We start from the raw sequence: 13122 nt of genomic DNA, 5'->3' as shown, positions 1-13122 counted from the left end.
GGCACCTCAATGTGCCGTATTGATCGGGGTGCGGCAGGTGCAGCACGATGATTTCGGTTCCCGAAGAGTACCGAGGCACGAACAGGAACCGCGATGTTCTCTGTGCCTCCACGCCCCGAAGAGGAAGAAACGCCCGTCATGTCAACTTTCCTGCTGGTACACGGTGCCTGGCACAGCGGCCGGAGCTGGGAGCGGGTGGTCCCGCTGCTGCAGTCGGCCGGACACCGCGTGTTCGCGCCCTCCCTGACCGGCTACGGCGACAAGGCGCACCTGCTCGCCCCCGAGGTGGGGCTCGACACGCACGTCGAGGACGTTCTGAGGCTGATCCACGAGGAGGACCTGAGTGAGGTGGTGCTCGTGGGCCACAGCTACGCGGGGCTGGTGGTCTCGTCCGTGGCCAACGAGGTACCGGAACGGATCGCGCATCTGGTGTACCTGGACGCGATGGTCCCGGAGCACGGCGAGACCGCCGTCGACGTGCAGCCCATGACCCAGCACCTGATCGACCTGGCCGCCGAGTCCGACCACGGCTGGCGCATCCCGCCACTGCCCGAGATGCCTCCGCCCCTCGGCCTGTTCGGGGTCACCGACCCGGCGGATGTCGCATGGCTGCGTGCGATGCTCTCCGATCAGCCAGTGCGCTGCCTGCAGCAGCCGGTCCGTCTGGACAACCCCGCCCTGGACCCGGTTCCGCGTACGCACATTCACTGTGTCGGCGCAGAGCCGGAAGGCATCGTGCGGCGCCCCGTCCCCGCGACGCAGCCCAACGGGGACCCGGCACGGATACGGGAACTGCCGAGCGGACACGACTGCATGATCACCATGCCGTCCGACCTGAGCGAGCTGCTGCTCGAAACCGTTCCGCGGTAGCGCGTCTTCTGGTAGTCGTGCTGGGTCTGCGTCTGCTTCGTCCAGTCCATTCACGGTACGGTCCCCCGCCTGCCGGAGCGCACCGCGAAACGCCCAGGCAGCGGGGCCCGCCCCGGGCGGGACTCGACGGCCCGGTCATGACCCTCCTGTGAGCCGGCGTCATGTGGTGCTGCGACGGCGCCTGTTCAGCGCGGCCGGAGGCCAGCGGGCGGACGAGGCCGTGCTGTTAGCATCGCGGCGTTTGCATGAGGCGGTACGGCTGGGGGGCCTTTCGCTCGTACTCGCGCGGCTGGATGAGCCGATGCCGTGCGCCTCCTGTCTCCTGGCCCTGGGGAGGGACCTCACTTTGACTCCTACGAGCAACGCCCGGCTGCGCGGAAACGGCCGAACCTACGCCGCTCTCGCGCTGGCGCTGGCGACGCTGACAGCGTCGACATCGGGAATCATGGCGCCGCCGGCATTCGCCGACGCGGCCCCGGACGTCACCGTCCTGCCTGCGGCCCCGCGCTTCTCACCGCGTGCCACCTCGATCCTCAACGCGGGGGAGACCGGCTACCTGCTGGCACAGGAGGGCGACAACCGCCTCCTGTGGATCGACTATGCGACGGGCTCGGCGTCACCTCTCGCCGTCACTCTGCCCGAGATACCGCGCTATGACCTCGACAACGGCTACTGGGACAGCACCCAGGGGCTGAAGATCGGCGGTGGCGGCTACTACGGCGACGGATCGGACACCGTCGCCCTCTACTCCGCCGCCCCCGCGCCCCACGTGACGCTGCAGAAGGGCGCGGGCGCTGTGTTCGCCGACGTACGACTGCCCGAGGGGCAGTCGTACGTCGGAACGTTCGGCGACACCGTCCTGACCCGCACAGGCGAGGCGGACGCGCCGACCGGCTATCACCTGCTGCGGTACGAGGCCGGCCAGGTGACGGACACACCGGTCACCGGCTTTCCCGAGGGGGCCGTGCTCGGCGGGCTGGAGGACGCCGACGCGACGTCGCTCATCCTCCGGTACAAGGACTCCACCGGAGGGTGGGGGCGGTGGGTCCTCGTGAACCTCTCGGACGGGGTGGCACAACCTCTCCCCGACCGTCCGGTTCCCGACGATCCATGGAGCGTGCGCAGCTTCCGGCTCGGCGCAGGGACGATCCTGCGGGACGGGAGCGATCTCCTGGACCGTGCCGCTCCGCACGCCGTGCTTCGTACCGTCGACACGGGCTCTGTCTCCTACGACGCGACCATCGTCCCCGTCGGCACAGCCATTTTGGCGGTCCAGCGCCAGAACCCCGGCAACAACGAGTACCGGGGTTCAGAGCTGTGGAGCCTTCCCGAGGAGGACGAGAGCCTGGCCCCGCCCGTGCTGCAGCAGGCGAACGCGCAGGTCGTCCTCGCCCCCGACGGCACCGCGCTGGTCGCCGGAGCGAAGACCGCGGAGGCCCGGGGCGACATCGATTGGGCCGTGCACCGGCTCGTACCGACCGCCGACGGCGGGGTGGAGACGCGTCGCGTCCGGACCGTCGCTCCCATGCCCGCCCGCGTCTACGGCCTCTCCCTGGGCTCCGGCATTCTCACCACGGCCGAGAACAGCACCTATTACCAGCCGGGCGACTACTACGGGGTGTACCGGAGCACCTGGCTGAGTTCTGCCGGGCAGCCGCAGCCGGTGCGTACGACCGTGGACGGGTTGCTGAGGACCCAGAACTGCGTCACGTTCATCCCGGACCGGTGTGTCTCGCTACGGGCGAGCGGCGACGGCTACCACGGACAGCGGACCGCCGCCGATCAGCAGGGGTACACGCTGCTCTACAAGAACGGCGAGAGCGAGTGGGGACCGCGTGTCGACACGGGCGGGGACCAGGTGGATGACCTCTCCGGCCGGTTCGGCGTGACCGTCAGCGGTGTCACCGGTGACTCGCCGTCCATCGTCGAGTTCAAGCCCCCGACGGGCGGAACCCTTCTGCGGCGGACCGACTCCGCTCTGGCCGCGGTATGGGGCTCCACCCTGTGGAGCGTGGCCAAGGACAGCCCGACGATCACGTCGAAGACCCTGCCGTCCGGTGCCGCCGGAGCGTCCTTCACCACACCCAACAGGTGCGTGCCGACGGAACTCCAGGCGGCGGGACGTTGGGTGTACTGGTCCTGCGAGGACAGCGAGTGGGGTCCCGAGGCGGGGTCGGGCGTCTACGACCGCGTGGCCAACCGGACGATGCGCGTGCCGGGACGCAACATCCGCAACGTCCTGCTCGGCGACGGCTACCTCGTCCGGCAGAGCGGGGAAGGGCTGCGGCTCTTCGACCTGCACGCCGGTCTTCCCACCACCGACACCGTGCCGCAGCGCGTGGTGGTGAGCGCGGCCGATCTGGGGCCCAACAACAAGCCCCACATGGGCTGGACGGTGGACCGCTTCGGCGGCCAGATCGCCTACGCGGGCGACGACGAGCGTGTCCGTATCGTCGGAACCGGGGTCCCCGCCCCGGCCGTCAGCGTGATCGACTCCGTCGTCGGGGGCTCTACGTTCAACCTGGCCACCGCCGCTCCGCGCTGGTCGGGTACCTGGTGGACCTCCAAGCCCACCGGTGCGTGGCGTCTGTCGCTGACGGAGGCCGCGACGAAGACCGTGGTCCGTACCGTCTCCGGTGCCGAGGCGCGCGGCCGCGTCGATGCCGTTTGGGACGGCAAGAACGCCTCCGGAAAGATCGTGCGGAACGGAGCGTACGTCTGGACCCTGACCGCCGGGCCCGCCGACGGGGTCGGCGCCGATCTGAGGGTGACCGGCTCGGTGACCGTGACCGGTGGCGCTCCGGCACCGCTTCCCGCGTGGCGGGATGTCAGCGGTGACGGCAGGGGCGACCTGCTCGCGCGCACCTCGGCCGGGGCACTGACCGTGCGGACCGGTACGGGAACCGGCGGCCTCGGGACGGGGGCCTCGGCAACCGGATGGCCGGCGACATCGATGGTCGTGCCGTTCGGGGATCTGTCGGGCGATGGGTGCAACGACGTGCTCGTCCGCAGTTCCGCGGGTGTGCTGACCCGATACGACGGAGGCTGTGGGAAGGCGTTCTCGCCGAGTGGGGTCCGGCTGACGATCGGATCGGGCTGGCAGACGTACAACATGCTGACCGCCCCCGGAGATCTGACCGGTGACGGACGGACGGACCTTGTGGCACGGACGCCGGCCGGCGAGCTGTGGATGTACGCCGCCGATGGCGCGGGTAAGTTCAAGGGCCGCGTGAGGGTCGGCGGCGGCTGGCAGATCTACAACGCACTCGTCGGGCCTGGCGATCTGAACGGTGACAAGGCCGGCGACCTGCTGGCCCGCGACACCGCCGGCGTCCTGTGGCGGTACTACGGCAACGGCAAGGGCGCGCTGGGTGGCCGGGTGAGGGTCGGCGGCGGCTGGCAGGTCTACAACGCCCTCGCGGGCGTCGGTGACATCACCGGTGACGGCAGGATGGACCTGGTCGCCCGAGACGCGACCGGGATCCTGTGGCGCTACAACGGCACCGGTGCGGGCACGTTCTCGGCGCGAGCGAGGATCGGCGGCGGCTGGCAGATGTACAAGACGCTGTCCTGACCCGTGACGCGAGGGCCGCAGCGATCCCTTTCGGCCCTCTGGCCGTCACGCCCCCAGGCACGTTTCCTGGGGGCGTGACGGAGGCGCGACTCGTTGGTTGATAAGCCGGCGCGGCTTTCCCGTGGCGTGCGCCGGGTGCCGGGTGCCGGGTGCCGGGTGGCATGCGTGGCAGGGGTGCGTCCGCGCCTCCGGCAGTCGGCGCATGCCGACGGCCGGCGTGCGCAGCACGCGCAGCGCTTGATCCGTATGGGCCGGGTCGGCGGGTTCGATGACGGTGGTGTCCACCAGGACCAGCGGCATGCCCATCACGGTCGCGTCCGTGTGGCGGAGAGAGCCGGATGCGAGCGTGCGTGTCCAGCCAAGGACAAGTGGAGCGGTCACCGGCTCGTCGTCCTCGTCCGACAACGGGGCCTCATAGGCGACCAGTTCGTGTGGCGCTACCACGTCGGCATCGATTCCCCGGAAGCACGGGTTCTCGGCGGTGATCAGTTCCGCACGCGCACCCTGACCGGTTCACCGCCTTCGGGGCGCATGTTCTGGAAGACGTTCCGCGCCTGAGCGAACCGCTGCGGGCCGACGTACAGGCGGCAGCGAACCGCTGGAGCCATGTCGAACCGGTCGGGGAATCCGGCCCAGGGTGATGAGGTCACAAGCGCAGCGCGTTTCCGGGCACCGCGGTACCTCTTGCCCGATTTCTCCATTCCGCAAAGTTTGCTCGCATTCTATTTTGCGACCGACTTGATTCGTCGAAAGCACCGCTGGAGTAAGTGAGCGAGGGCCTCGAGAATCGCGTACCATATCCGTGTGTTTGCCGCTGCCTACCTGCGACGTAGGAAGGGGTTCTGATGTTCTCCCATAAGGAATTTGGCGAGTCTTTGTGATCGCTTTCGTGGTATGGTTTCAATGATTTGCAGAGAGCCACAAAAAAGGAGAACGGCGTGAATACCGAAAAGGTCACGGCTCGACGACTTACGGCCGAAGAGGTTTCGGAGCTGGGTCTCCAGGACGGAATTTTCGTCGCCGCAGGGATGGATGGCCTCCCTCTCGACTGCTACGCTCCGGCTTTCCTTACCGAGTCGGGTAAGAATTTCGAGGGAGGGTCCTTTACTGCCAAGACAATCTTCGGTGAGGAGGTGCACGTTCTTCCGGGCAACGCCGAAGAGCGAGGGATCTGGGTTGCCGACAAGGCAGGGGAGGAAATTGAGGTTCTTCAGAGTGCCGGCGTCCTGCTGAACCTTGCCCTCTTCGTTCCCGAAGGGAATCAAGAATCTCTTGAGTCGCTCTACTCCGCAGCCCGTGAGGCCTTCGGTGCGGGGATCGTCCAGCGCTGGAGCGAGGAAGTCGCCGTGGTGCCTGATGTGAAGGTCGACCTCTTCGAGGAGCCGGCCCGGGCGCGGAAGAACGCGAGCAGCCAGCTCCGTGACCGCCGCGCCTTGGATATCTACCCGACCCGAGTGCGGTTCCTGAAGCCCAGTGATGGCTGGAAGTTCATTATCGAACCGCACAAGGAGGTCGTCGATGACACGCCGACGATCTGACCTGAAGATACGTTAGCCCCGGTCTTCCGCGGTAGCCCGTCAGCTTGCTGACGGGCTCCTCTTCTTTTGCCGGAGAGTAGCCGGGTACCTGGATGAGGCGCGACCGGTTTCGGCTGGCGCGGGGCGACCTCGGCGACCGTGGCGTCGATGGCGTACGTGTGTCCGTGCAGTCCGGCGCCTTTGAGGAGCTTCGCTGCCGCTGTCGCCGCCTGCTCGGTGACCGGATCCGCCTTGATGTGGGACAGAGCCCAGTTCGGGCGTGGGATGTTGGGACGGGAGTGGCTGACTTCCACGACGGTGTTCGCCCCGGTCGCGAGGTCTGCCCCCATCCGTGGAACACCTGCAGCATCGCGAGGGACTTGCGGTCCTGCGCGATCCAGGCGGAGAGCCCTTCCGAGTCCAGGACAACGGTTTCGATGCGCTCGCTCACGCGGGGTCCGTGTCCTTGGCGGAGCCGGCGGAGTCGAAGATCTTCGCGCGGGCCTCGGTGAGCTCCTCGTCGCTGATGGGGCCGTGCTCCTCCTCCTGGCGGCGGAGGCCGTCGGCCAAGAGCTGGTGCCGGACCTGGCGTGTTACGGCTTCCGCCACGTAGCCGGAGACGTTGTCCGTGAGATGAAGGCCCCGGTCGGGGACCGGGCGACTGTTGTTGCCAGGACAGCCGGGGACGGACAACTCAGGGCTGAGCTCAACCTTCGGTGATGGCCCGGGGCGAATCGGCTACAGGCTCCGCCGGCCTCGGTGACCAGCCGGGCGGCGGTCTTGTCGTGGCAGCCCACGGCCTTGGCGATGACGGATCCGGGGCCTGGACGGGCGTCTCCTGGGCGAGGGCCAAGGCACGCACCGCTATGGTGTCCTCCTCTGATCTTGGGGGGTCAACTATGCGTATATCGCTTCGCTCTGCTGTCGTCAGTGCGGCCGCGGCGATCGGCCTACTCGCTGGGGTGACAGCGCCGGCCGCGGCCGCGCCTACGGGCTACGACCGCTGTCCGAAGGGGAAGATCTGCCTGTTCGACGGAGCGTATGGCGCGGGAGCCATGGCAACGTACTCCGGCAGCAAGCCGACCCTGGGTTCCTTCGAAAACAAGGCTTCGTCCCTCATCAACCGCACAGCGTCCGACTACATCTGCGTCTACACCAGATCGTCCTACCAGTACATCGACGGCGTACACGACGTTGTGATGTGGACCGGGAGCCATGAGGGTCTGGACCTGGCCGGCTTCCACGACGCCAACAGCCACCTGTCCAACAACGTCAGCTCGTTCCGTCTCGGCGGCACGTTGCACAGCTGCCTGACCGGCCTGGACTACATGGAGTGGTACAACAGCAGCAATTACGACGCCCGGCCCGCCCGGACCTTCGGCGACCTCAACGCCGACGGCAGAAGCGACCTGCTGTTCCGCTCCCGCAACGGCCGACTGTGGTTCCTCCGCGGTGACGGTACCGGCACCCTCATCGGAGCCGGGTGGAACTCCATGACCGCGCTCACCAGGCACGGTGACCTCAACGGTGACGGCAAGGAGGATCTCCTCGCCCGTGATACCTCTGGCGTCTTGTGGATATACCCGGGCAACGGCAAGGGGTGGTTCGGTACCCGCGCCAAGATCGGCGGAGGCTGGAACAGCATGCGCCGCATCACTGCGGCCGGTGACCTCAACGGCGACGGCAAGGGCGACCTGCTCGCAGCCGACACCTCTGGTGTGCTGTGGATATACCCGGGCAACGGCAAGGGGTGGTTCGGTACCCGCGCCAAGATCGGCGGAGGCTGGAACGGCATCAATGCCCTTGTCGGCATCGGTTCCTTCAACAAGGACACCACTAACGACCTCATTGCCCGTGACACCGCCGGCAAGCTCTGGCTCTACCCCGGCAATGGCAAGGGATGGTTCGGCACCCGCACCTTGATCGGTACGGGCGGCTGGCAGCGGTTCCGGTCGCTCTTCTCCGTCGGTGACGCTACCGGTGACGGCAACAACGATCTCTTCGGGGAGGGTAGCTACCTGGGCCTCTACGAAGGCACGGGTCGGGGCACCCTGAACCGCGGTGCAAGCGACTATCAGTGGGACGACCGCGAAACCGCCTTGTAAGAAACCACTGATACCGCAGCCGCACGAGTATCAGGCACCGCCGCATCCGGTTGCCAGGCGAGGTATCCAAGTCTCAACGAGTTCGCCCGCCTTGGGGCACAGGGGCGAACACGCTGCAACTTCGTGGGGCACGCCGGCTTACAAACGACCTGTAAGCCGGCGTGCCCCACGGGTCTCGAACCGCGGCGTGGCAGCTGCTGCAAGTCCCCGTTGCGTTGCGAGCGGACAGGCTGGCACATTTGCGGGGTTCTCGGTCGCGATGTCGAGGTCCTGGCTGAGCCGGTCGACCAGGCCGTGCGCTTGGACCGCGTAGCCACCGGGTAAGCGCCAGAGGGTATGCACCGCCTACGGCAAGCACGTCTGCAAGCAAGCGACGGTGCAGGTCGGTGAGGTTCACGCCGCGGCCTGGGCACTGTGAGCCAACTCGTCGAAGGCGCGTTCCCAGACTTCACGGGCATCACGGCTGATCAGCGTGCGCAGTGTGGGCCACAAGCTGACGAGGAGGCCGCGATCGAGATACCGGCCCAGATCATCGTGCCGGCCCTCGGCCAGCACGATGCGGTAGTAGCTCATCCGCAGCCGGGGCTGATCGAGGTCGAAAGTGGTCAGTCCCGACCACGCCAGGTGAAGTGGCAGGCTCACTGTGCCGTGCTCGGGTCCGGCGAGCTCGGAGAGCGCCGCGGGTGCGCGCCGGGCGAACTTGGCCCGGCGGAGATCGGAAAGACTGGGCTGTGATGCCATCCCCCGATTATCCAGGGTGGGGCCGCTGGAGGCCGACCGGGCAGTGACAATGTGCTGTATACAAAGAAGCCCCCGGCCGCTGGCCTGGGGCTTTTTCATGGAGCGGGTGACGAGAAGCGAACTCGCGCTCTGAGCTTGGGAATCACCCAGCACTTCAGGGGTGATGTGGTCTTTGACCTGGGAAATCGTGCTGCTGCACGTTACCTTCCGGCGGTCCGGGGTCACCCCTGTTGACCGCTGGATACCTCCGTGACTGGCACGTAGTGGCACGGCGTTGGCCAGGCCGCAGAAGGCCAGTCCGTTATCGCGGCGGCTGATGCTGCTGGTGTGACGGGACGGCGCTACTGCGGGAGCCGCGTCCGGCGAACGCGCTGGGCGACGACTGAGAAACTGGACCGTCGGCGTGCTGGACGCCTGCCGCTTCAGCCCAGAACCAGGGATTCGTCGCCGAAGTCAGCCACCAGCTTGAGCTGCCCGCCCAGGGCCGCCACGTATGCGGCGAGAGTCTCGACCTCGGACCGGCTGATGGCACCCTTCTCTATGGCCGAGATGCGTCCCTGAGTGACGCCGAGAGTCCTGGCCACTGCCGTCTGCGTCATCTTCTGGCGCTTGCGTACCTCAGCGAGGCGATGCGCGCGTACTTCCGACAGCAACGTGGTGGTGCGCTGCTCGACTTCCTTGGCTTCCTCGGTGGAGAAGCCGAACTCGTCTTTGAGGTCATCCCAGTCGACGGAGCTGGCCGTCTTCGGCTTGGTTGCGCTCATGACTCCTCATTCCTGGTCATTCTGGTACGCCTTGTAGGCGTCTTCCGCTTCCTTGATCGCTGTTCGATACCACCCCGACCAGTTGCCCGCCTTGTCGCCGCCCACGAGGATCACGGCGTTGCGCCCGGGGTCGAACACGAACAGGACCCTCACCTCACTGGCTCCGGACGATCCCGTCCGCAGCTCCTTCAGATTCGAGATGCTCGATCCAGTGATGCGGTCGACCAAGGGACGGCCGAGAGCCGGGCCCTCCTGTTGCAGGACGTTGATGGCGGCAGTGATCTGGAGGAGTGTGTCCCTGTCGGCGTTTCGCAAGCTGTGCAACCAACTCCTGGCCGGTTCGATAACGATGATCTTGAACGGCATTCACTCTCCCACCCACCAGAACATCACCTGTGCATAATATCACGCAGGGGTAATATGGGCGAGGTGTCTACGATGCGCTGGGCTTGTCCGAGCCCTTGCGGCGCCGGCAGCGAGAACGCCAAGGAACGCCCGACGGCCACTGTCGAACAGGTCGACGCGCTCGCTGACGCCATGGGACCGAGGTGGCCGCTGATGGTCTACTGCGGCGCCTACGGGCCCATGCGCCCAGAAGAACAGGCCGCCCTCCGGCGCCCCGACGTCACGCTCGAACCCCTCGCGGTCAAGGTCCGTGACGCCGCGCCCGAGCTGAACACCGGTCGCCGCGTCGAAGGCGCCACGAAGTCGGCCGCCGGAAGGCGAACCGTCTACCTCCCGGACTTCCTATGCATCGAGGTGAAGCGACACCTCGACTGGTACGCCGAGAAGGAACCCGACGGGCTCCTGTTCATCGGGGAGAGGGGAGCCCCCTTCCGCCGGTCCACCTTCGGCCGCAAGTAGCGCAGGGCTCGGGCCAAGGTCGGCCTGCCGGAGGGTTTCCGCTTCTACGACCTCCGGCACACCGGCCATACCCTGTCCACCCAGTCAGGCGTCACGCTCAAGGACACGATGGTCCGCGCCGGCCAGTCCTCGGAGAAGGCGGCGCTGATCTACCAGCACTCCGACGGGGAGCGACAGCGGGAGGTCGCCGGGGGTATCGATGCGCGGGTGCGGGCTGCCCGTGGTAAGGCAGCGGCCCAACTGAGGCAGGTTCGCGAAGCCTGAAAAGTCGGGGCCGGGACAACAGCAGGCCGTCCCGGTCCCGATACTGGACAGAGCGCGGGCGTGCGTTCCCGATCAGCGGCGGCGCCAGAACTTCTTCTGGAACTCCTCCTGAGTGGTCGGACTTTCGTGGTACGCGGCCTCGGTCTACCCCCTCCGGCAGGTCGCCAATCGGATCATCGACAGGTTCAAGAACGCTCGGGTCGACGGGTGCCGTAAGCCTGGTGGTACGGCAGCTCCGCGTCTGTGGCCCTCAGGAAGTGCGGGGCTCGAACCCGCCCGCCGGCTGTGTGGCAGGCATCGCCGATTCGTGCCCCGCAGGCGCGGCAGTCCCAGTCCAGGGCTTCCTTGATGCCTTGCGCCCTGATCTCCTCCAGCGTGGCGGTCCGTTCCGCCCACCACGCCCTTCGAGCGGGTTCGTCGGTAGGGGAGTCCGCTTGCCGTTTCCGGAAGACTGCCTGCCGTGTCGGATCCGCGAGCGGACCCGTCAGCGGCTTTGTCAGCACGGCGTCCTCGGCGGACTTCTCGATCGCTTCGGTCTGCCTCGAAATCTTCCATCTCCAGGCGGATGTACTGCTCGAAGTCGGCAAGGGTGGCGTCGGGCTGTGACGCGGCGAACGCGGTGACCTGGACATGAAGCATGCGAAGGATGTGCAGCGTCTGCTGGTCTTTGTAGTTGGTGAACTCGCCCATGGACGATCCTCCTGGCTGTGATGGGAAGGGGCGAACTCAGTTGGCGAGCAGGGTGTTCTCCAGGCGCTGCACTGCGTCTCCGTGGGGCCGCAGGTGTGGCTGCATCACCCACAGGTCATCGTGGAACGGTTCGAAGCCCAGCGACTGCCATGTCTTCTGCACCACAGATGTCTCCCTCGCGAGCCTGGCCTTGTCGTCGCGTTCGTCGACTGGGATGTCGATGGGAAACGGGTGAGTGGCCACCAGAGCCGCCGAGTCCGTCGTCCAGCGGAGCAAGCGCCCGATGAGCAGCCGGCCAACGCCGCCGAGACCACGCCAAGCGGGGGCAAGCCTGGCTCGGTCGATGAGGACGACGTGGGTGCCACCGATCAAGCACTCCTCGAACTCAGCATGCAGTCCCATGTCGCCCGAGGAATCGAAAAGCCGGGAGAAGTGCTCGTAATCGGAGCTACGGGAGTCCAGCGAGTCGTAGATGCGGTGGATCCGCCACAGGTCGAGGGTGAGGCCCGACATCCTGAAGATGGTCAGCTCCTCGCCGTCGTCGCGTTGAGAACGTGACAGGGATACGTCTGGTGAGAGGAGTCTTTCGCCCTCGGTGACCTCCTCGTCGTCCATGGGTTCCCACACGGGGAGCACAGCCTTGCAACTCCACTCCAGCGTCGCGGGGTCGTCATCCGCGTCCATAGCTACCAGTGACGCGCTGGAGGTGAAGCGCAATTGGAGGCGGGGCAAGTGAGTTAGAAGGTCCACCCCGATGGGGGCCGCGGCTGTCATGCTGGCAACGCTAGAACGGTGAGGGCAGGTGCTGGGTGCCCTTTCCGGGAATGCGCGGCAGGGCCGCTGACCGGGGTGCCGTCACTGCCTGACGCGCCGTCCTTTCTCCTTCGGGTTTGTGATCGGGCGTGACTCAAGAGTGTCCCAGATCACTACGGTGGAGGATGGGTCGTGAGGAGCAGAGCCCTTGTACGGGGTGAACAGGACGGGTTTGTTTCGGGCATGCCCCTGAAATGGGGCACGCGCAGGGCACGTCGCCTGGCAAGAGGTCTAGACAACAAAGAAGCCCCCCGGCCGCTGGCCTGGGGCTTTTTCATGGAGCGGGTGACGAGAATCGAACTCGCGCTCTGAGCTTGGGAATCAACGGTTCTTACGCTGTTTGAGAGGCTCTGACCTGTGGTTTCGGTTTGGGCAGGTGGATGGCTCCCGGTCTCCGGGAGCCGTATCTGACCGCTGTTGTCCGCTCTGCTGGGCACGGATGGGGCACGAGAGCTGGCAGTGCGACGCGCGCTCCAGGGCGGGCCGACTGGTCAGAGGGGGATGATGCGGACTTGGTTGCTGCAGAGCTTGGTCATGTCATCGCTGTCGGACGTCAGCAGGGCGACGGGTTTCGGCTGGCGGAGCGCGACCTCGGCGACCGTTGCGTCGATGGCGTACTTGTGCCCGTGCAGCGCGACTCCCGTGGGAGCGTCCCGCGTAGACGGCCGACGGGGTCGCTTACGGCGACACGCCGGCCGTGGCTGCCTCGACGGGGCTCGTCACGCGGCCCCTGCCGATCCGCCGCGCGCTTTCCGACTGTGCGCATGGCTCTCCCAGAGCGTCCGTAGGGGGCAGGCCAAGCACCGTGCACGTACGGCGCTGAGGGGTTGCGGCCAGCAGTGCACTGGCCAAAGACCGGGACAACAGGCAGGTGCAGAAGAGTTCTCCGCACAGATGCCAGGAGGTGCGTCGGCGATCTC

Annotated in this window: 10 protein-coding genes and 3 pseudogenes; 5 read left to right on the top strand and 8 right to left on the bottom strand. The window is 66.9% G+C overall.

Annotated features, from left to right (window positions below; translation table 11 throughout):
* The first annotated feature begins 138 nt into the window (after window positions 1-138).
* The gene (locus ABTX18_RS12745) at window positions 139-870 is read left to right on the top strand and encodes an alpha/beta hydrolase (protein ID WP_352122738.1); all 732 of its coding nucleotides are present in this window, start codon (window positions 139-141) and stop codon (window positions 868-870) included.
* A gap of 346 nt (window positions 871-1216) precedes the next feature.
* The gene (locus ABTX18_RS12740) at window positions 1217-4444 is read left to right on the top strand and encodes an FG-GAP-like repeat-containing protein (RefSeq protein ID WP_352122737.1); all 3228 of its coding nucleotides are present in this window, start codon (window positions 1217-1219) and stop codon (window positions 4442-4444) included.
* A gap of 45 nt (window positions 4445-4489) precedes the next feature.
* Here ABTX18_RS12740 and ABTX18_RS12735 read toward each other — a convergent pair whose 3' ends face one another.
* Complete coding sequence (locus ABTX18_RS12735; protein WP_352122736.1) at window positions 4490-4888, bottom strand: hypothetical protein; 399 nt, start codon at window positions 4886-4888, stop codon at window positions 4490-4492.
* Window positions 4889-5382: 494 nt separating this feature from the next.
* Here ABTX18_RS12735 and ABTX18_RS12730 point away from each other — a divergent pair, with 494 nt between their 5' ends.
* Entirely contained in the window at window positions 5383-5982 is a 600-nt protein-coding gene (locus ABTX18_RS12730; protein ID WP_352122735.1) for a hypothetical protein, read from the top strand.
* Window positions 5983-6080: 98 nt separating this feature from the next.
* On the opposite strand, the pseudogene ABTX18_RS12725 reads toward ABTX18_RS12730, so the two are convergent.
* Window positions 6081-6412, bottom strand: a pseudogene (locus tag ABTX18_RS12725) (DNA-binding protein); the annotation flags it as partial.
* A complete protein-coding gene (locus tag ABTX18_RS12720) occupies window positions 6409-6654 on the bottom strand; it encodes a hypothetical protein (RefSeq protein WP_352122734.1) in 246 nt (81 codons plus the stop codon). The pseudogene ABTX18_RS12725 and the gene ABTX18_RS12720, both read right to left, overlap by 4 nt.
* A 26-nt stretch (window positions 6655-6680) precedes the next feature.
* Here ABTX18_RS12720 and ABTX18_RS12715 point away from each other — a divergent pair, with 26 nt between their 5' ends.
* Window positions 6681-8066 carry an FG-GAP-like repeat-containing protein gene (locus tag ABTX18_RS12715; RefSeq protein WP_352122733.1) on the top strand — a complete coding sequence of 462 codons (1386 nt, stop codon included), beginning with the start codon at window positions 6681-6683 and terminating at the stop codon, window positions 8064-8066.
* Window positions 8067-8459: 393 nt separating this feature from the next.
* Here ABTX18_RS12715 and ABTX18_RS12710 read toward each other — a convergent pair whose 3' ends face one another.
* From ABTX18_RS12710 to ABTX18_RS12700, 3 genes are all read right to left on the bottom strand, one after another.
* On the bottom strand, window positions 8460-8807 hold the full coding sequence (locus ABTX18_RS12710; protein ID WP_352122732.1) for a transcriptional regulator: 348 nt from the start codon (window positions 8805-8807) through the stop codon (window positions 8460-8462).
* Window positions 8808-9229: 422 nt separating this feature from the next.
* Window positions 9230-9571, bottom strand: coding sequence for a helix-turn-helix domain-containing protein (locus ABTX18_RS12705; RefSeq protein ID WP_148019876.1), 342 nt, complete (start codon window positions 9569-9571; stop codon window positions 9230-9232).
* 6 nt (window positions 9572-9577) lie between these two features.
* The gene (locus ABTX18_RS12700) at window positions 9578-9937 is read right to left on the bottom strand and encodes a type II toxin-antitoxin system RelE/ParE family toxin (RefSeq protein ID WP_352122731.1); all 360 of its coding nucleotides are present in this window, start codon (window positions 9935-9937) and stop codon (window positions 9578-9580) included.
* A 90-nt stretch (window positions 9938-10027) separates the two neighbouring features.
* Here ABTX18_RS12700 and ABTX18_RS12695 point away from each other — a divergent pair.
* A pseudogene (locus ABTX18_RS12695) lies at window positions 10028-10699 on the top strand (tyrosine-type recombinase/integrase); the annotation flags it as partial.
* A gap of 726 nt (window positions 10700-11425) precedes the next feature.
* Here ABTX18_RS12695 and ABTX18_RS12690 read toward each other — a convergent pair.
* Window positions 11426-12073, bottom strand: coding sequence for a hypothetical protein (locus tag ABTX18_RS12690; RefSeq protein WP_352122730.1), 648 nt, complete (start codon window positions 12071-12073; stop codon window positions 11426-11428).
* 620 nt (window positions 12074-12693) lie between these two features.
* Window positions 12694-12843 (bottom strand): annotated as a pseudogene (locus ABTX18_RS12685) (DNA-binding protein); the annotation flags it as partial.
* Window positions 12844-13122: the final 279 nt, after the last annotated feature.

This window comes from Streptomyces sp. NPDC096323, assembly GCF_040302845.1.
In the GTDB taxonomy this organism is placed as follows: Bacteria; Actinomycetota; Actinomycetes; order Streptomycetales; family Streptomycetaceae; genus Streptomyces.
Note: the sequence above shows the minus strand (reverse complement) of the source record. Positions and strands in the feature narration are given on the sequence as shown.